Source organism: Paenibacillus nasutitermitis (assembly GCF_014641075.1).
In the GTDB taxonomy this organism is placed as follows: domain Bacteria; phylum Bacillota; class Bacilli; order Paenibacillales; family Paenibacillaceae; genus Paenibacillus_Z; species Paenibacillus_Z nasutitermitis.
In genome coordinates, this window is sequence record NZ_BMHP01000002.1 from 1,352,944 (window position 1) to 1,372,050 (window position 19,107).

The 19,107-nt window shown below is 48.9% G+C and carries 14 protein-coding genes; 6 read left to right on the forward strand and 8 right to left on the reverse strand.

Annotated features, from left to right (window positions below; all coding sequences use genetic code 11):
• Window positions 1–152: 152 nt before the first annotated feature.
• Both IEY46_RS36905 and IEY46_RS16390 read left to right on the forward strand, forming a co-directional pair.
• Window positions 153–2,879 carry a flagellin N-terminal helical domain-containing protein gene (locus IEY46_RS36905; RefSeq protein WP_308422806.1) on the forward strand — a complete coding sequence of 909 codons (2,727 nt, stop codon included), beginning with the start codon at window positions 153–155 and terminating at the stop codon, window positions 2,877–2,879.
• 72 nt (window positions 2,880–2,951) lie between these two features.
• Entirely contained in the window at window positions 2,952–3,320 is a 369-nt protein-coding gene (locus IEY46_RS16390) for a DUF8042 domain-containing protein (RefSeq protein WP_188993037.1), read from the forward strand.
• A gap of 341 nt (window positions 3,321–3,661) precedes the next feature.
• On the opposite strand, the gene IEY46_RS16395 is transcribed toward IEY46_RS16390, so the two are convergent.
• The 3 genes from IEY46_RS16395 to IEY46_RS16405 all read right to left on the reverse strand — a co-directional run bounded on the left by IEY46_RS16395 (window position 3,662) and on the right by IEY46_RS16405 (window position 7,910).
• Window positions 3,662–4,375, reverse strand: coding sequence for a response regulator transcription factor (locus IEY46_RS16395; RefSeq protein ID WP_229750324.1), 714 nt, complete (start codon window positions 4,373–4,375; stop codon window positions 3,662–3,664).
• A 4-nt stretch (window positions 4,376–4,379) separates the two neighbouring features.
• Complete coding sequence (locus IEY46_RS16400; protein WP_188993038.1) at window positions 4,380–6,527, reverse strand: sensor histidine kinase; 2,148 nt, start codon at window positions 6,525–6,527, stop codon at window positions 4,380–4,382.
• Window positions 6,528–6,965: 438 nt separating this feature from the next.
• Window positions 6,966–7,910 carry a ketopantoate reductase family protein gene (locus tag IEY46_RS16405; protein WP_188993039.1) on the reverse strand — a complete coding sequence of 315 codons (945 nt, stop codon included), beginning with the start codon at window positions 7,908–7,910 and terminating at the stop codon, window positions 6,966–6,968.
• A gap of 149 nt (window positions 7,911–8,059) precedes the next feature.
• On the opposite strand from IEY46_RS16405, the gene IEY46_RS16410 reads away from it, so the two are divergent.
• The gene (locus IEY46_RS16410; RefSeq protein WP_188993040.1) at window positions 8,060–8,650 is read left to right on the forward strand and encodes a TetR/AcrR family transcriptional regulator; all 591 of its coding nucleotides are present in this window, start codon (window positions 8,060–8,062) and stop codon (window positions 8,648–8,650) included.
• 10 nt (window positions 8,651–8,660) lie between these two features.
• Window positions 8,661–8,966, forward strand: a complete 306-nt coding sequence (locus tag IEY46_RS16415; protein ID WP_188993041.1) for a helix-turn-helix domain-containing protein — start codon at window positions 8,661–8,663, stop codon at window positions 8,964–8,966.
• Window positions 8,967–9,346: 380 nt separating this feature from the next.
• Here the strand turns inward: IEY46_RS16415 and IEY46_RS16420 are convergent, their stop codons facing one another.
• The 5 genes from IEY46_RS16420 to IEY46_RS16440 are packed head-to-tail and all read right to left on the reverse strand — an operon-like array spanning window position 9,347 to window position 16,404.
• Window positions 9,347–11,062, reverse strand: coding sequence for a polysaccharide deacetylase family protein (locus tag IEY46_RS16420; RefSeq protein ID WP_188993042.1), 1,716 nt, complete (start codon window positions 11,060–11,062; stop codon window positions 9,347–9,349).
• A 6-nt stretch (window positions 11,063–11,068) separates the two neighbouring features.
• Window positions 11,069–12,841, reverse strand: a complete 1,773-nt coding sequence (locus tag IEY46_RS16425; RefSeq protein ID WP_188993043.1) for a ligand-binding sensor domain-containing protein — start codon at window positions 12,839–12,841, stop codon at window positions 11,069–11,071.
• A gap of 36 nt (window positions 12,842–12,877) precedes the next feature.
• A complete protein-coding gene (locus IEY46_RS16430) occupies window positions 12,878–13,753 on the reverse strand; it encodes a carbohydrate ABC transporter permease (protein ID WP_188993044.1) in 876 nt (291 codons plus the stop codon).
• Between the two features lie 15 nt (window positions 13,754–13,768).
• Window positions 13,769–14,719: an ABC transporter permease gene (locus tag IEY46_RS16435; protein ID WP_229750325.1), complete on the reverse strand. Its 951-nt coding sequence runs from the start codon at window positions 14,717–14,719 to the stop codon at window positions 13,769–13,771.
• A gap of 11 nt (window positions 14,720–14,730) precedes the next feature.
• The gene (locus IEY46_RS16440) at window positions 14,731–16,404 is read right to left on the reverse strand and encodes an extracellular solute-binding protein (protein WP_188993045.1); all 1,674 of its coding nucleotides are present in this window, start codon (window positions 16,402–16,404) and stop codon (window positions 14,731–14,733) included.
• Window positions 16,405–16,836: 432 nt separating this feature from the next.
• Here IEY46_RS16440 and IEY46_RS16445 point away from each other — a divergent pair, with 432 nt between their 5' ends.
• Complete coding sequence (locus IEY46_RS16445; RefSeq protein ID WP_229750326.1) at window positions 16,837–18,126, forward strand: ROK family protein; 1,290 nt, start codon at window positions 16,837–16,839, stop codon at window positions 18,124–18,126.
• An 88-nt stretch (window positions 18,127–18,214) separates the two neighbouring features.
• Entirely contained in the window at window positions 18,215–19,087 is an 873-nt protein-coding gene (locus IEY46_RS16450) for an AraC family transcriptional regulator (protein ID WP_188993047.1), read from the forward strand.
• The last annotated feature ends 20 nt before the right edge of the window (window positions 19,088–19,107 follow it).

Below are 19,107 nucleotides of genomic sequence, written 5' to 3' on the forward strand. Positions count from 1 at the left end.
AGTGGTGAAGTCAAGGAAGATAACAGTTTGACTTACAAATCCTTGTTTTGGATTCGTTCGCAATCCATCAATGACTTGTGAGTAAAGGGTATGCGCTTCAAAGGATGCAAACGGATAGGCATCTAAAACACACCACATGGAGGTAATGAGAAATGAGAATTAACCACAACATTGCAGCACTGAACACGCACCGCCAATTAGCAGGTAACACAACAGAAGCAGGCAAATCTTTAGAGAAATTGTCTTCCGGTCTTCGTATCAACCGTGCGGGCGACGACGCTGCAGGTCTTGCGATTTCCGAAAAAATGCGCTCACAAATCCGCGGCCTGAATCAAGCGCAACGCAACTCCCAAGATGCTATTTCCCTTATTCAAACAGCAGAAGGCGCGTTGAACGAGACTCATTCTATCCTGCAACGTATGCGCGAGCTGGCAGCACAATCGGCGAACGGCACGAACTCCATCGAAGATCGCCAGGCGATTCAGGAGGAAATAAATCAATTGACTTCCGAAATCAACCGGATCGGCAATACGACGGAGTTTAATACCAAGAGCCTGATGAAAGGCGAACTGAACGTACAGAAGGTGTCCACTGCCAATGTTACGGGCGGAGCAGTCTCCGGCAATATTTCGATTACGAACTCGAATACGGCTGCAACGACTACAGGTTCTGCGCTTGGCAATGTTAGCATCTCGGCAGTTGGCGGCGGCACGGTAACAGGCAACGTGGCTTACGGTACCCCGTCTGCAGCGAACAGCGGTCCGAATGTTACAGTTACGTCTGCGACTGCTGCGGGTGGTGTGGATGTTGCTGCCACTTTGGGAGCGGGCTTTAGTGTTGTTTCCGCTGCGACACAAGGTGCAACGATTACCTCCAGTATCACTTATGCGAATTCAGCTGATCCAGATTCCGGCCCTAACGTAACGGCGGGCAATAACGAGCTCACAATCAATCTCAACGGCGCTATTGAAACGATTGAGTTGGACGTACTGAATTATGGCGCAGGCGGGGATGATAGTGCAGCCGATTTTGTTTCTGATCTTGAAACGAAAATCCAGGCGCTGGGCGGCGCCTTCGCGAATGTGACGGTAAGCATTGACGCAAACGACAACATTCTGTTCAAAACAAACGACGCTGATGATTCCTTCGCGATCACAGGCGGTAACGCGCTGGTTCACTTGTCAACTGCTGGTAATGGTTCTGACCTCGCAACTGCTGCCGATACGCCTAACAACGAACTCACGCTGACCGTAGGCGGCAATACGCAAACAATCAGCTTGAGCGCAGCCGATTACGATATGACAGGTGCCGTTGGACGCAACGCTTTCTTGGCCGATCTGAACACACAGTTGGGTGGAGCCTTCGGCGCAGGCAACGTGGTCGCTACCTTCAACGGCGATAATGAGCTCGTTCTGACGAACAACGCAGCCGGCATCTCCAGCACCATTACTAGCATCTCCGGTTCCGCAGCAACTGCCCTCGGTCTGGATGCAGCCAATGCGGATTACGTACAAGGTACGGAGAAAAACCTGTTGACGATTACGCTGAACAACGAAACGCATACGGTCAGCCTGGCTACAACTGATTATAGCGCTGGCGGGAATGACGGCGCAGTACAGTTTGTTGCTGATATTCAAGCGAAAATCCAGGCGCTGGGCGGCGATTTCGCTAGCGTCACGGTTGGCTTCGATGACAACAACAATATTATGTTCACAACTGCCGATTCTTCGGATGAGTTCACGATTGATGGCGGCGGCGCAGCAGCCCTTATCGGAACGTCATTCACAACTGGCACTGAAGGTTCGGGCAACAACCAACTGTCCGTGACAGTTGGCGGTGCCAAGAAAAACATTACATTGGCTGACGGCAGCTATGATTTCACTGTGGTAGGCGATCGCACAACATTCCTGACCGATCTTAACAGCAAGCTGGATACAGCTTTCGGCACAGGCAACGCAGTGGCGTCTTTCAACGCTGACAACGAGCTTGTCATTACGAACAGTCTGACTGGCAGCGCGAGCACGATCGGCGCAGTCACAGGCAGCGCGGCTTCCGCGCTGGGCCTCGGATCGGCGGCGCTGCAGCAGGGTCAGAATGCCAACAATACCGGCACGCTGACGATTGACGGCATTGACGTCAATATTTCGCTGACGGCAGGCAACTACACAGCTGGCGGTCTGGCATCCGACCTGCAATCGCAGATCAGAGCGGCTGATCCTGCTCTTGCCAACGCAACGGTAAGTCTGGCAGACGGCAAATTCGTCATCTCCTCTGGAACTCAAGGAAGTGACGGTTCGGTAACGATTGGCGCGGACGAGCTGGCGAAAACATTGAAGCTGACTGCTTCCGAAGGCGCTCAATCGACAGTTGGAGCCGACGCTGTAGATCAAGGCCTCAAAATGCAAATTGGTGCAAACAATGGACAAACGTTGACCGTAGACATTGGAGATATGCGTTCCCTGGCACTTGGTATTTCCGGTACAGGCGCTGGCGCTGCACAAGGCTCTGTGGCCGGTGCTGCGTTCACGTCCACTCAATCGGTAACGAACGGAACCAATAATACCGGTGCTGAATACGGTTTGGATGTGACAACATCGGAGAAAGCGACAGCTGCGATCGAAGTACTGGACAACGCAATCAAAACTATCTCCAACGAGCGTTCCAAGCTGGGTGCGTTCCAGAACCGTTTGGAGCATACGATCAACAACCTTGGAGCTTCCGCAGAGAACCTGACGGCTGCCGAGTCGCGTATCCGCGACGTCGATATGGCTAAGGAAATGATGGAGTTTACGAAAAACAACATCCTTTCCCAAGCTGCGCAAGCGATGCTGGCGCAAGCGAATCAACAGCCGCAAGGCGTTCTACAGTTGCTCCGTTAATTTTATCCTTATCAAAGGAGACTCTAGACTCTCTAGGGTCTCCTTTTTCATACTCGGAAATGAGGTCGTGAAATGGAAAGATACATGGATGTCATGGACAAGACACTAAAGCTGTCCGAAACCTGTCTAGAGGCGATTGCACATATCAAAGCCCAACTTAACGAAGGACAATTTGAGGAAACGAGCTCGCTCATGAGCAATGTGGTGGAGGGTTTCTACCACTTGGAGCAAGCGCTGCCTGACCTACTGAAGCAGCTTCCGGCCAACAACTTGGAACAGCTTGTCCAACAGCTGCAGCAGTCGCTCGAACGGGTCGTCACTGCCTACGAACAGGCAAAGCCGGGACAGGTGCAAGAGAAACTGCAATTCAGTCTGCAACCGGCATTCCTCGCCTTACACCGCGAGCTGGAAGTCGTCCTTCGTCCCTACACATTGTCGTAGTTCGTTACACGAAGGTACTAACGGTCGGAAAGGCAGGTGAACCGGTTCCGTGCAGCAATCAGCACAGCCGCATCTCGGCGGAACCATCGACCTTAAAGTTTGAGCAACATACAACGAAACAATGAACAGCCTCCATCCTTTCGCTGGGATTGGGGCTGTTTTGCCTTGTAAGGGAGGAACACAAAATGCCGAGTCCATTGAGCAATTTAACGGTCATCGAAATTTGAACTGTCCGTTTTACCTATTTATGGTACGGTTCAGCTCACTACTCTTAAAGCAGCTTGCTTCTTTCCCACTCTAGCTGTAATGTGTTTGCGGCAGTCGTTGTCACACTACCAACCTTAACACTTCGTTCGCATTTGTAACGCAGTTCTGGCAACCAGCATATATCCGGCCCCCCGAATCGTAACAATCCTCTCAGGATTGGCAGGGTCAGCCTCGATTTTTTTGCGTAAATTGCTGATGTGTACAGCGACCGTTCTCGTATCCTCAAGACTCTCCATTCCCCAGATGAGCTGAAACAACGCATCGACACCGACGACACGATTAACGTTTTGTGCCAAATAGGACAGTAGACTGAACTCTTTTTTCGATAAAAAGATGGTTTCACCACCGATGTTGACAGACTGTGCGTAGAAATCCAGCGTCATACCCGGTAACTCCAGCAGTTGTTCCCTTCTGCCCGTCGACACTCTGCGAAGATGAGCCTTGATCTTGGCCATGAGTACTCCCGGACTGAACGGCTTGGTTACATAATCGTCGCCGCCATAGGATAATGCGCTGATTTTCACCTCGTCTTCCTCACGGCTGCTCAGAAACACGATCGGCGCATTCGTGTAGCTGCGTGCATTCATGCACCAATCAATGCCGTTATCATTAGCCAGCATGACATCCAGTACAATCAAATCCGGCTCGAACGATACAAGCAGCTTCATGGCTTCTGTCCCGCTATGGCTATAGGAGGATAGGAAACCCTCCCTCTCGCAATACACCTGAACAATCTCGCATATATGGGGATCATCATCGACGATCATTATTTTGTGCGTGTCCATCATACCGTCACCTTCCTTCATTTGTAATACAAGGAAGCGATACATAGAATATCGCCCCCGTCTTGCCGTCGCTCTCCGCTCGAACCGTCCCTCCATGCGCTTGTACGATTTCCCTGCAAATCGCCAGCCCGAGCCCGCTTCCTTCTACACCCATCTCTGCACCTGGTCGATCATACTTATAATTGCGATCGAAAATTTGCTCAAGCTGATCTGGAGGAATACCCATGCCAGAATCTTGTACGCTAATGATCGCATAGCGGGTATGATTCACCTCATCCATAGCTAGCGCAATACGCACCAGCCCACCGCTAAAGGTGAACTTCATCGCGTTCGACACTAGATTAAACAAAGCCTGCTCTAATCTTTGCGCATCCATCTCGACAACAGGCAAGTTAGGTCGTTGATCTTCCGCATCTCCGATATCCAGCATGAAATTGAGCCCTGCATCACGCACAACCAGCTCATATTGTTCAAAAAAACGACGCAAGAAGTGAATCATATGAACCGGCTCCATTCGGTACGAGACTTGTCCCGTCTCCAAATGCGACAAGAAGGACAACTCCTCGATCATGCGGTTAATCCTTATCGTGTTATCCTGGATATACTTCAGGTACTGTTCATTACGTTCCGGCTTAACCCTGTCCTGCACAGCTTCTACATAACCAAGCATGCTGGACAGCGGCATACGCAGATCATGCGTAATATAGGCAAGAAGCTTTTTTCTCCCTTGCTCGGAGTGAAGCAAGCGGTCATACGAAGTGCGGAGATCATCATGAGCTGCGGATAAGGCCTGAGTGCGTTCCTGCACGGTCCGTTCCAAATTCATATTCATTTCAGTCAGCTTGTTGTTCGCTTCCTGCAGCTCACGTGCAATCCTCTCTTCGTTCGATGCTGCCCTCGTAAATCTCGAAGAAAGAAGAATCATCTGTGCAATCGTAAATACCAACAGACCAAGCGGAGAGGTATTTCCGATTGGCGACCATTCGTTGTAATATAAAAAATCGTTGACGACAGTAACCAAAGCAACCACCGACACCAGCAGGAAGACCAGCGCTCCCTCCATACGCCGCACAGCCGCTTGGACCAGCCCAACCATCAGATACACCATGTGTAGAACAACAATCACACCGATTATCAGTAACATTTTTGAATATATTAGTGCAGGGGTCACCACAACAACTAGACAGAGTACGCCAGTCACGATCCGCGTGCCAACACGGAACCAACGCGACACATAATTCGGAAAAATGCAAATAGAGTACATCGTGATGATATATCCACTGCTGCACAGAATCAGGTACTCGATCTTGAACTGCAATTCCCACGGAAAAGCCGGCCACAATTGTGTAATCAAGAGCTCGCCGACCAGCAACGAACGGATACCGAACAACAGGGTGAACAGACCAAAATACAATGTAGCCCTGTCTTTGCGTCGCAGGGCGAACAACAGCAGGTGATACACGCCAATGACCAGCAGGCTTGCGGTGATGAACATTTCAGCGGCGATTTTCAGATTTGTCCTGACCGTTAACACATCACTGCCGCCAAGCTCGATATACTTGGTGATGCCGCCTCGCTTATGATGAAAGTTGGCTACTTGCATAACCAGCTCCACCCTGTCATTCTCTGGCTGGAAGAACACCAGCTTCGTTGCCAGATGCGGGGTCACGCTATTCTTGTCCTGACCAACCCCACCGACTTCTGCCAGCAGTTCGCCATTCACCCATAATTTATACGCGTGAAAGATGGTCGGCAGCCGCAGAGCAAGTCGCTCGTTCCGATCCTGCTCGCTAAGCTCGATGACCACCCGAAAGGTTGCATAACCTGTACCGTCCAGCAGCTGACCATCTAACCGATAGCCCAGCCAGGAGCTCGGGATACTGATCCAGCGGGCATTATTTCCGTCCCTTGCTAAACGGTTCTGTATATCCTCAGGAGACAGCAGCTCTTGCCAGTAGAACGCCCACTCCCCTTTTAACTTTAGCGGATTCTCACTGACATGAACCTGCGTTAAATCCAGAATGCCTGCTTCACTTTGGAACTTAGGGGAGTCCGGTGCAGAGATGACGGCATAGCTTGCAATTAAACCAACAACAACGGCAGCAGCTATATGAAGCAAGATCGTACGTGAACCGAATCGGAGAATACCCCTCATTATGAACCCAACCCCAATCTACAAGAGCGAGCTAGTTGATTATCTAAATAATAATATCATCATTAAAGGAAAATGTACCCTGCAAAAATCTGCGAGGTGTTGAACAACACAAGCATCACGATGAGGTCCTTATTTGAACGTAAAGAAAAACCGTCCACCCCCGGACGGTTCATTAACGTGGAAAGAGGCGTTTAGCTTCAACGTCATCTGACGCGCATGGCGCACAAGGGACCGTGGATGCTGGCAGAAACGACGATTTGGTCCTTCTGGACGCCAACCCCATAGAAAGCGTACAAAATCTTCATGGTATTAACGCTGTGATACGGGCGGGTGCATACCACGATAATCAAAAGCTAAGCTCAATGAAGAAAAGGCTTGGAACAAAATAGAATCTAAGGTCAAAATTATCCGCATGATGACAGAGAATCCTGCAAATTTTTATGATATGAAATTTTCAATAGCTCTGTGATGTTCAGTATTTTCAAATGCCATAGTAAGACGTGGTAAAGGTATGCCTAACTTTTTTGCTTCTCTCACAACTTCAAGTACCGCAAAACCTGCTTTACTATTGTTGTATTCCATGAATAGTCGTGGTAAGCTGCCCTTTGCAAAAATAACATTCTTAAAAAGCGTGCCGAGAAGTACAGGTGGAATCTTAGTCAACAGTAGAGAAATCGTATCAATCTTTGCGCCTCTTGCTTTAAGTACAGGGATCATTTCCCTCATATTCTTACCAACATTTGCGAATGAGTCACTATGATTCATGAGAGCTGGAAAACTTCCCAGTTTTAACACTTCGGTCTCCATAGCCGCATTCATGGCAAAGTGATTCCATAGCCAGTTTTGCATATCCTTTACCCAACTAATTTTAAAATGGGCACTTTCAAATAGTTCTTTGACCTTGTTGTTAATATGTTCAGTGCCTGCCCGTGGTTTTTCCAGAAATAGCATTTTCAAAAAGCCACCTCTAAGCCTATTGTCCGCAATGCCGCCGCCTCCTCCTGGGAACCCAAAAACAACATTGTTCATAGACAATGGTGAGATCGATGATTTCAAATCTTGCCAAACGTTATTGAATATTAGGACAGGGGTGTTTCCAGCAGCAGTCGATAGTAATTGTGCAGCTTCTGGAAGTTGTTCCGTGTTGACACTCACAATAATGAGATCATAATTTGGGCTCATCTCCTCATGCAGTTTGACGTTCCAGCTTTCTTTTATTAGCTGTTTCCCTTTTCGTGCGTCCCACATTTCAAGCTCTATGTTGCTTCCGAAGGTTTCTTTTTTCCCTTTTCTAACGTAAAACTCAACTGTATGCCCTGCCTTTTCAAAAGCCCAAGCATATTGGGTCGATATTACACCTCTACCGAAGAATAAAATTCTCATATTAGCCTCCCTAAAATAGTTGATAATCCTTGTTGATGATCCAACAACGTGTTGTATAATAATATTGTATGCATTCACAATACGGTCATCAACCATCAGATTATTAATATCTGTCGGATAATCGATTGAACAGAAAATGGGGGCACATTATGAATAAGCATCCTGAAATTACGGACAAAACAAGGCAAACATTTATAAATGTATTCTGTGATTTATATAGCCAAAAACCAATTGAAAAAATATCCATTCAAGAGATTGCTAACCAATCAGGATATAATCGCAGTACATTTTATCAATACTTTACGGATATCTATGAGTTGTTGGACTGCGTTGAAGAGCGTGTCTTGAAATCCATTAACGAGGATATGGCAAGCAGAGAGTTTTCTACACATACTTTCCAAGATGCACTTCAATGCTTGGGAAATGCAGAGGAAATTTCAGTTCTTAAAGCCCTCTTGGGCGACTATGGTTCTGTTCATTTTGTTGAACGCCTGAAAAGAGAAATTCCTTTTGAGAGATTGATTGTGGACTTTCCAACAAATGATGTCTTAGCACCATACATAATTGAGTTTTACATATCTACATTAATATCTATGTTTCGCCTATGGATACGCAACGGCAAAGATCTTTCGTCGGAAGAATTGGTCAAGTTGGTAGATAGCCTATTTGCAAATGGGATAACACCGTATCATATCTTTGGCATGGTCAATCCGCGGGTCACTGATTCGAATAAAAAGTAAGGAGAAGGCTTTGCAGTATATCTCTTACAATTATCACCGTTCGCTCCGCATTACGGATATTTCCACTTATATCGGGCTTGATCGAACCTACTTTTCCAAACTATTCTCTCAAATCATGGGAGTCTCACCACAAACCTACTTGCTGTGCTTCCGGATTGAGAAATCTCTGCCGCTGTTGAAAGAAACCGATCTCAGTCTCAGTGAAATCTGCCGTATTGTCGGGATAGGAGATCCGTTTTATTATTCCCGTGCTTTCAAAAAAAAGAATGGGAGTTCCGCCAAACGAATTCAGGAAGAAGCAAGAGATCTAACGTGAATTAAAGGACGCCTCTGTTACCGCAAAGGTGACAGAGGCGTCTTAATTATTGGATACTATGCTCAAATAACCTGAGTTAACGCGAAAAAGGTGTCCCGTGTCGCAGCTAAACATTGATTCGCACAAAACCACTTTCCGAAAGGAAAGCGCCACAAATTGTAAAAAAACATTCGGAAATGAACTCCGAAAGCTTCTGCCATCATAATAACTGATTATCATATTTTTAAAATTGGAAGGCTATATTCACTGAGGACCAGCGTGTTCTGCTCCAATGCTTCCAGCAGTTCCCGGGCTTCTTCCAATCCGAATCGTTTACCGGTTCCCAGCGGGGTCGTCTTTGTTCGGGGCCGCCATGAAGCGCTAATCGATTGTCCACTCGGCTATTCCTCCCTTGGCGCTGACGACATCTGCGCGACTTGCTTCATGCAGCGCACGCCGAATCGTACTTCTTCGCCATCCTGCTTCCCTGCATTGGCGTGTATCGGAATCCAGATAACGGCATCACGGCACGCTGTGCCGTCTTCGACCAACGCCAGTCCCGTCTCGTCCACATGTGTAATCCGAATTCGCCGGCGCCGCATTTCCCATTCGTAAATTTGCGCCGATGTCCAGAAGACGAATCCGGCCTGACGCGCTTCGCGAACGACGCGATTGAACGCTTCGACGACGGCCGGCTTTGTATGGATATGAATTTGATGAAACAAGAAGTGGGCAACCCCTTCGACGCTCATCGTACGTGCAAGCAATGGCGCGATAATGCTGTCGTCCGCCCACGGTAGACCGATCCCCATGTCCTGGGTAAGGAATCCGATTTCCAGCACTTCATACAACCGATTGTCTTCTTCCGACCAAGCGATCGGGAAGAAGGGATGACAAGTGCCGAACAGAAAACCGACGTTGCCTCCCTTGCTCGGCCCTCTCGTCTGATCGACGACGATACCGGCCTCCTCGCACCAACGAAACAATTCGCCCCAGCCTTCGAACCGTGTATAGTGATTTTTGTTCGTTCGAATGCTATCCGATGACGCCGCGCCTTGCAGCCATTGCAGTTGACGATTGAACTCCGCTTGATCCCAAATTCGATTATCCAGCTGAAGCGAGTTATAATGAAGAGCTAATTCGTGACCGTCTTGTTGGATGCGATGATAGACAGAAGCGCTGTAACCCGGTTCGAGCATACACCATGTTGACTGAAGTTGATGATGACCAAGCAGCTCCAATGTGCTCCATGCATATTCGTCCAGGTTGCCGTCGCTGTCATGCGAGATCGTGGCGACGCTCTTCACGCCGTCCGGCCAATATCCGATGAACGGCAGCGTCATGTCTTTGTTCACAATCGTCTCCAGTAGATGTCCGATAATAACTTCCCGCCAATAGTCGGCGTACGGATAAGCCAAGTAAGCCTGACCAGTCTCGGTATGCAGCCGATCCCACTCCCAATCGAGCGCCATGCCGTCATCAGCTTTCAGAATGCCTTCATCCAGCGCCGCGCTGCCGTCCGCAGCGGGCAGGCCGTCCTTCAGCACAGGCTCCAAGCCTTGTTGAAGCGCGACGATCGCGGCAGGGATGTTCACGCTGAATCTCTCGATCGTGCCTTGGCCGACGGCGAAACGCTGCAAAAGATCAACGTCACGCGAGGCGTGCGGGCTTCTCTCGGAAACATGGCCAGATGATTCGATCCGTATCTCCGATGCATCCGGCGTTTCCCAGGGAATCGCCCGAAAAGCGCGCAGCGGCGGATACTCTCCCGAAGGAACTGACGGCAGATGCGCGTAGACTTCATTCATCGGCCTGAGACAGACGCAATTGAGCCTGCCAGCAAGCTTATTCAGACCTCCATAAGCAATGACGATGCCACCCGCCTCTGCCCAACGATAGAGGCGTTCCAGATCTTCGGGATTGTCGTCATCCAAAGCGACGATCATCACATCCCAATCGTTCCCGTTCCACTCGAGGAGCGAATGAAGCAATCGATAAGGAATGCCAGCATGAGCCAACACTTCTGTGATATAGCCTTCGAATACGTTCAAACCGTAACGGCGGCGCTTGGCCGCCATGCGTTCATCTACGAGCACGCCTACGCGAGCCATTCTCATTCAAGATCATCCCCTTGCATGAAGCTTGAAAAGCCGTGTACCGTTCTGATTAAAATAAATCGAGCCGTCCGGGACTACCGTGGCTGTCGTTACTTGAGATGGAATATCGCCGAGACTTGCGATCTGCATGGAGCTGGCATCAATCAGATACAAGGAGGTTTCGCCAAACGCCAGCACGCTGGAATCGTTGTACGCTACCATGCATCCGCAAGCATCATTTACCGGGACCGTTGCGGCGAAGGCCATCCGGGCCGGATCGAATACCGCAATTTCATTGCCTGTACGCATCCATACCAGGCCGTGCGCATACAGGACCAAGCCGGCAATGGGGCCGGGCTCGAAGCGATGCAGGTGAACGACCGCACCGGAAACCGGGTCCCACACCATGAAGCAGCAGCCTTCGTCTTCCTTGTAGGCCAGTCCGTTGCCGGCTCCGTTGGTCGTCAAGTACAGATAGCGCCCGTCGGCTGCCAATCCGCTAACCTGCTGTCCGGGCACAAGGCCCTGCCATGAGGTTACTTCCTTCGTGACCGGGTCGACTCGGGAAATCCCGCCGCCGTAGACGCCGTATGCGGCAGACCACCCCGTCCAGACGGCGCCGTCCGGGCCGATGACGGATTTGGCCAGCGGGCGGATCAGGCTCGGGGCGACCGGTTGAAGCGTCCTCGGATTCAGGTTGTCGTATTGATTCCACGTTTCGTCAGGACGGTAAACCACATGGTCGCCGCCGGCATAAGAAGCCATAAACAGCTCCCTGCCCACGAATGCCATCCCATACACCTCGCCGCCGCTATCGCAAACCGCCGCCGAATTCCAATAAGAGCCGTCCTGCGGATTGTAACGGAATATCGTCTGTCCAAAGCCGCTCGATCCCCACACAACTCCATCGGAATCGGAAGTAAGCGTATGAATGCGCGTAGGTGGCGCCGATGTCGGGATCGGACGACATACCGGCTCCTCTCCTTCGGCATATTGTATGAAATAATCTTGCCCTTTGATTCCGGCCATTCCCCCGCCCGGCAAGCGCAAAGCCGCGATCCGTTTGCCATCCAATACCGTCATTTCGACCTGAGTCACTAAAGCCGTTCCCTCTTCAATATCGATCATCTCGAGCGTGCTGCTGCTATAGAAGCGCCGAGTTCCTTCGAATTCCGTGCAAATCCGGGTTTCATCCGCTTCGATTACCGCTTCGCCGTAATCACCCAATCGGGTGAAAGTGCCGTCCTCCATCGACCATACCGAGACGAACTGCTCGTTGCAGCAGACATTGATCAGGATGCGATTCGGGATCGCGAACACGTTGCGGCTGTAAAAATTAACAGGATTGTCGGAAACCCGGCCGAGACTGGTCAACATATGCGCGGCTGGATCGTACCGCAGCAGAAGGCAACCCGGATAAGTTCCGGCGTATACCATACCGTCCGTACCAAGGACAAAATTCCATATATAGGTTTCCGAATCGATTCGGAGCGGCTCGGCCCAGCGCCGGGTCATCAAATTCAGGCTGTGCAAGTAGCCGTAATCCGGACAGGTTCCGACGATAAGATGCTCGCCAATCCACAGCAGCGCCCACGCGCCGGAATCTCCCGGAAGCGGGATCGATTCGCCCTCGCCAGTAATTGTATCGATAAACACAAGATTGCCGACGGAACCGGCCGAGAAGTTGGACAAAACAAACTTCTCCCGATTGTCTAAGGGATCAATGAATGCAGTCGATCCCAGAATACAGAAATTGCGGCATGGCTCTGCTTCAATGGAATACAATGCATGCATTTCCATGTTGTTCCTCCCTATTCCTCTACGCCTCAGGATACCTCATCCTTTTACAGCGCCGACAAATTGTCCATGAATGAAATATTTTTGCACGAAAGGATACACCGCGATAATCGGCAGGATCGTGATCATGAGCGCGGCCATTTTTAAATTTTCAGGATGGATAACTTGCTGACCAACCGGATTAAGCTGATCATCCATCAACTGAGCGGTTGTCAAAATTTCGCGAAGCTGAAATTGCAAGGTCCACATCGACTTATCCTTGATATAAAGCAGCACGTTAAACCATTGATTCCAATACGCGACCGCGCTGAAAATAATAAAAGCCATCGTCATCGGCAGGACAAGCGGGAGAACGATACGGAACAGCAAGCGCCACTCACCAGCTCCGTCTATTTCAGCGGATTCCATCAACTCCTTGGGCAACTGATCGATCACGTTCTTGTACACGATAATATAAAACCCGCTGACCAGACCAGGCAAAATAAGCGCACCGAACGTATTGCCAAGTCCGATTCCAAGGACCAACAGGTAAGTGGGAATCAGACCTCCACTGAAAAACATCGTAATCAGGATGAACGTAAAGGCCGCGTTTCGTCCAATGAAGTTTTTGTGGGACAGCGCATAAGCACCGCACAGGGATATTGTGACGGAAAGCCCTGTGTTAATAACCGTTAAAAAAACCGTATTTGCGAACGACCGCAGGAAAGTGACATTTCCGGCAAGCTTGATGTAAGAATCCAACTGGAATTCAATCGGCCATAGCCCGATTTTGCCGGACAGTACGCCATTGTAGCTGCTTAACGAGATGGCGATGGCATTGATGAACGGCACAAGTATCGAAATACAGAACACAACAAAGAACGTATAGTTGAACAGTTGAAACAGAAACCTGGACGGCGATACGTAACGATGCATAGATTCGTCAACTCCTTAATACAAACCGAGTCCGGTTAACTTCTTGGCTAATCGATTGGAAATGATAAGCAGCAGGAAAGCAAGCAAGCTCTGCGTTAAACCGATTGCGGTCGTCAAGCTGAATTGGGACTGCTCAAGCCCAACCCGATACACATAGGTACTGATGACGTCGGACACATCGTACACGAGCGGATTTTGCATCAGGAATATACGTTCGAAACCGACATCAAAGATACTGGCTAATCGAAGCAAGAACAATAACATAATCATCGGCACCAGATGCGGAATCGTAATGTGAATGACCTGCCGCCACCTGCTGGCCCCATCGATCCAGGCTGCCTCATACAGGTTCGTATCAATGCCGGCAATGACGGCAAAGTAGAGAATCGCCGCCCAGCCAACGTTTTTCCAGATTTCCGCAAAAACAAGCAATCCACGGAAGAGGCTCGGTTCGGTCATAAAATAAATCGGCTCGAATCCGAACCATTCTAGAAAATGGTTGAACAGCCCTGATTGTGGGGACAAGATCGAATAGAAGATGCCGGAAACCACGATCCACGAAAGAAAATGAGGCAAATACGAGATTGTCTGCATGCTCCGCTTAAACTTCTTACTGTACAGCTCGTTCGCAAGTAGAGCGAATAAGATCGGCGCTGAGAACCCGAACAAGAGATCGTAGAAATTAATCACCAGCGTATTTCTAAAGATAATCCAGAACTTGTCATCGTTCAGGAAATACTTGAAGTGCTTCAGCCCGACCCAATCGCTAGCCATGATTCCCTTGAATACAGAGTAATCTTTAAAGGCGATTATAATGCCGTATATCGGGATGTAGTTAAACACAATCAACAGGATTGCCGTCGGTGCAAACAAGGCGTATAGAGAGAGTAAAGTCCGATACCGAACTTTACTCCTCCGCCCTGGCCTGCTCCGAACAGGCTTCGAGGCATTGTCTACATTCTGCAAGAAAATCACTCCTACCAACCCGCCATTTGGTAACCCAACGCGATCTGCTGATCTTTGTTCTCGTCGATGAATTTTTGCAGCGGATCATATTTGAACTTGCGGTATTTCTGCTCCCAGGCCTTGACCTCTTTGTCGAATTGTTCCATCGAGATTCGACCCATGATCGCTTCGACGGTGAATTTATTGATGGCCTGAATAATTTCCGGGGTTTTCTTCCCGACTTCTTCCGGCTCCACATATCCAATCGGGGAGCTAAGGCCCACATTCGCCGCTTCTTCTCCGAGCTTCTTGATGCTGGCCTGGACTTCATTGAAGTAAGCCGAATCTCCGATCAGTTGCTCGTTGATTGCCAATTGCGCATCCTGTCCATCAGTGAATCCGTAGATGAACGCCAGCGATTTCAGCCAGGTGCGTTCCTTGGCTCCAATTTTGTCAGCAATCGGCACCCGCATGCCATCTTTAACTGTGTACGTTTCGTTCTCCTTGCCCCAGAAAATAGCTTCGCGCAGCTCGTCGGAAGCGAAAGCTTCAATGACCTTCCAGGCGCGGTCTTTATCCTTGCTGGACGCCGAAATATACAACCCATGAGTGGAGATCGGAATACCTTGCCCGCCTATCGTGTACTTCAGATCGGTAGGAGACTCCTTGAGCGGAGGCGCGAATTCGAATTTTTGTGTTTTCTGCTGTTCCGTTCCTTGTGTTCGATAATACGCAGCGCCCGCGAGCAATTGATCTGCATTGTTCCATTGGAATAGCACATTGTTATTGTTCCATTTGGTAAACCAGCTTTCGGATTCGGTAGTGGCGAATTCCTTGTCGAGAAGGCCTTCCTCATACATCCCGCGCATCGTTTCAACGGCGGCGCGATATTCAGGAAGCACGACATTCGGGATGACCTTGCCGTCTTGTATCCGATTCCCATACGGCGCCGCCCCGTACATCTGGAAGATGACCGCTCCTCCATAAATGAATACATAGTCTCCAACAACGCGCGTACTCATCGGAATCGAATTCGGCTCGGCTTTCTTGATCTTCCGCATCAACTCAATCCACTCTTCCACGGATTCAGGCCATTTGCCTTCATTATACTTCTCGACCAGATCGTAGCGAGTATAGATGCCTGCGCCTTGAGGACCTTTGTCGTAGGCCATCGGTATGCGCCAGTATTTGCCGCTAATGGGGTCTTTGGCCAGTTCCATCATTTGCGGCGTAATGTATTTCTGGATAATCGGAGAATTGTCGTAGTAAGGCTTCAAGTCAATAAAAGCGCCTTCCTGAGCGGCCTTATAAGCTTCGCCCGGCGTATAAGTATGCACGATATCCGGCAGTTTTCCCGATGCCAGCATCAGGTTGAACTTGGTTGGAAAGTCGGAATAAGGCGGAACTTCAACCTTCAGGTCGACATTCGCCTTCTCCTCGACGATGTTGATGTACGGGTTGTTGCTCAGATCCGTGCTCGGAGGATCAACAACCAAACCTGAATCCGAGTAAAACATGGTCATCTCCATCTTCTTTTCCGACGGCTGCTCTGTTGCTTGATTCGAAGATGGGGCCGGACTATTTTCTTTAGGCGATGGTGATGGTTCATGGTTGGTGTTCCCACCGGAAGAACATGCGGCAAGCAAGACAACTAACATAGGTACTACGGTTGCGGTGGTGATCCATTGCTTGATTCCTTTCCTCATTGAATTAAGCCTCCCTGTGTTTTGTTTAGCAACTACCCTGCCGTAAGCCCTTACAATTATTTCATTTGTACTGCCAAGCGGTTTGACTATATCACGAAGGAAAACCGCGCCTCGGCCATATTTTGCTCAAACAAGACAAAACCCTTCGCTTTTTAAATTAATTTTTATATTTTTTTATATAATAAAATAAGTATTGAAATATCAATTTTTTCGTACTAAAATCGTCCCAAAGGGCTGGCTGCTCGGTGTTCATGGCAGCGCTTACGATATTGCGCTGACAGGGATTTACGTCTGCCATTATGTCCCACGAGCATTTTATTGGGGGCACGGAGTTGATTCGTTGAGTAAAGCGATATTTCAAAGATCAAACAGTCGCAAGAATGGATTGAATGCTTCTATAGTCGGAGCATCGAGCGGCATACAGTTGCGGGTTTGGAAAGAGAAGTTGCCGCCAGTTCGGACAATAACGATATCGTGGCAAGATTAATTATGGGCTTGGCAAGCCCGGTAGCGCTAACCTCTACCGTGATCGGAGCACAAACGGCTGATCCGCTCATTATGAGACAGAGAAAGGATTTGGAAGGCATGAATATCAATCAGATAAAAATTCAGAATCGAAAACGGGTGTTTAAAGAGATTTCAACTCATGATTCTACAACTCGGATCGATGTTTCGCGCAAAGTGAAGCTGAGCGTCGCCACCGTTTCTTCCATTATCGAGGAATTCGTGAAAACCGGCATGATCGTCGAGGTGAAGGACAACAAACGCACCATAGGCCGCAAACCGAATAGGTTAATATTTCAACCCGATGCACGAAAGATGATCTGTATCGACCTGACCTCGAAGCAATTTTCCTTCGCTGTCAAAAATTTGGCCTTGATATCGGAGAAAGTTGTGTTTTATGAATACGATAACGCGCTGTCCTACGAACGCAATTTAATCCAATTTTGCAAGCAAATACAGGAAGTTGTCGAACCTGAATTCGAGGGGCAGCGATTGATCGGGATCGGCATTTCGGTTCCGGGCCCGTATAACCAACGGAAGGATCGCGTCACGAACGAGCTGATTTCGGAGATTGGCGAGCTCAGCATCCACCGCTTCTTCTCGGAACAATTCCTGCTTCCGATTCAGATCGATCAAGACGTTAAATACGCTGCCAAGGCGGAAGTGCAGCATATCGATCATTATGAGTCGAAATCTGTGTTCTTTATGTACCTGGGAGAAGGCGTTGGCGGCGCGATTTCGATCAACAACGACATTTATGGCGGTGCGCAGGAGTTTGCCGGAGAAATCGGGCAAATGATTGTAAGCGACGGCCGCAACCTGGAGCAGCTGATTTCCTGGAAGCGCCTGATAGCTGTCGCGCGAAGCCATTTTGCTCCTGAGGAAGTGACGCCTGAATTTTTACTAACCCGGTGGTCGGAGAAGGATGCATGGTTGCTCAAGGAAATCGATGCTGTTATCTCGCATATCAGCATCGCCGTTATTAATACAGTCTGGCTATTGAATCCGCACATTATCATCATCGGCGGTGCGTACAACATTTTCGGCACCCACTTTATCGACAAGCTCAAGGGAAAATTGACAGGTCGGTTCCCGGAGTATTTAGGCGATTTGCAAATTATTCTCTCGCACTACGAAGAGAGCAGCGCTTTGGTAGGGGCCGGAAGCATGGTTCGCGAGGAATGGTTGGACAATTTCTCCTTCGGAAACGCGCAGTAATACGCAAGAAAAGAGATGTAATTGCTCGGTACGCGGATTGTACGGTTTAATCACCTCAAGCCAAGTAGGGATATCATGGGGGGCGACGATGACGGTGTTTATCGAATACGAGGATTCCGTAAGCTATGCGAGCCTCAAAAAGGGGCAACTTCCGTTCTACTGCAAGTTCAATCTGATCAAGAACGACATCCTGCTTCACCATCACGATTATCTTGAGTTATCTTACGTTATAAACGGTTATGGAACGGAAACGCTTAACGGAATTACCCACAAAATAAAGCCCGGATCGATCAGTTTCCTGCTGCCACACCATATCCATGAAATCCATAGCAACCCGCAAACCCCGCTCCAGCTTTTTTGCTGCATGTTCGATATCAGCCTGATTTTCGAATCCTCGACGGATGCCGAGCTTGGTCGGATCTTGCTCCAGACAGGCAATAAGCTCCCGTCCTACAACGATCTGAACGAGAGTGAAGCCCTGGAAATGAATCAGCTTTGCAGAACGTTATTCAATGAGTACCAAAGCTCCAATATAGGAAAATATAGCGTGATTCGCTCCAAAGTAATCGAAGCTCTGGTCATTTATGCACGCTCCCATTCTGCCACCATCCATACCTATCCTAACCATTTAAATGCGAATAAGAAAAAATCGGACTGGGAAATCATCCAATTCGTACACAACAATTATTTGAATGAACTTACGCAAGACGAATTATGTAAAAAAATCGATGTTAGTTCCGCCTATATCAGCCGCTTATTTAAGAAGCTATTGAATATACATTTCCAGGATTATATTCATACATTGCGAGTCAGACGCGCCTCGTCGCTCTTGCTGACGACGGAAATGTCCATACTGGACATTTCCGTCAACTCGGGGTTCGAATCCTTCCGTACCTTCTCTCGCGTATTCAAGAAACAGACAGGAATGTCACCAAGGGCATTCAGACAAACTTCGAGCTAGCCGGGTCTGCATCTGGGCAA

Excerpts from the sequence above, each read along its gene's own strand:
- IEY46_RS36905 (WP_308422806.1), top strand. The coding sequence starts at position 153 with ATGAGAATTAACCACAACATTGCAGCACTGAACACGCACCGCCAATTA.
- IEY46_RS16425 (WP_188993043.1), bottom strand. The coding sequence starts at position 12,841 with ATGGAAATGCATGCATTGTATTCCATTGAAGCAGAGCCATGCCGCAAT.
- IEY46_RS16450 (WP_188993047.1), top strand. The coding sequence starts at position 18,215 with ATGACGGTGTTTATCGAATACGAGGATTCCGTAAGCTATGCGAGCCTC.
- IEY46_RS16400 (WP_188993038.1), bottom strand. The coding sequence starts at position 6,527 with ATGAGGGGTATTCTCCGATTCGGTTCACGTACGATCTTGCTTCATATA.
- IEY46_RS16430 (WP_188993044.1), bottom strand. The coding sequence starts at position 13,753 with ATGCATCGTTACGTATCGCCGTCCAGGTTTCTGTTTCAACTGTTCAAC.
- IEY46_RS16410 (WP_188993040.1), top strand. The coding sequence starts at position 8,060 with ATGAATAAGCATCCTGAAATTACGGACAAAACAAGGCAAACATTTATA.
- IEY46_RS16405 (WP_188993039.1), bottom strand. The coding sequence starts at position 7,910 with ATGAGAATTTTATTCTTCGGTAGAGGTGTAATATCGACCCAATATGCT.
- IEY46_RS16390 (WP_188993037.1), top strand. The coding sequence starts at position 2,952 with ATGGAAAGATACATGGATGTCATGGACAAGACACTAAAGCTGTCCGAA.
- IEY46_RS16440 (WP_188993045.1), bottom strand. The coding sequence starts at position 16,404 with ATGAGGAAAGGAATCAAGCAATGGATCACCACCGCAACCGTAGTACCT.
- IEY46_RS16420 (WP_188993042.1), bottom strand. The coding sequence starts at position 11,062 with ATGAGAATGGCTCGCGTAGGCGTGCTCGTAGATGAACGCATGGCGGCC.
- IEY46_RS16395 (WP_229750324.1), bottom strand. The coding sequence starts at position 4,375 with ATGATGGACACGCACAAAATAATGATCGTCGATGATGATCCCCATATA.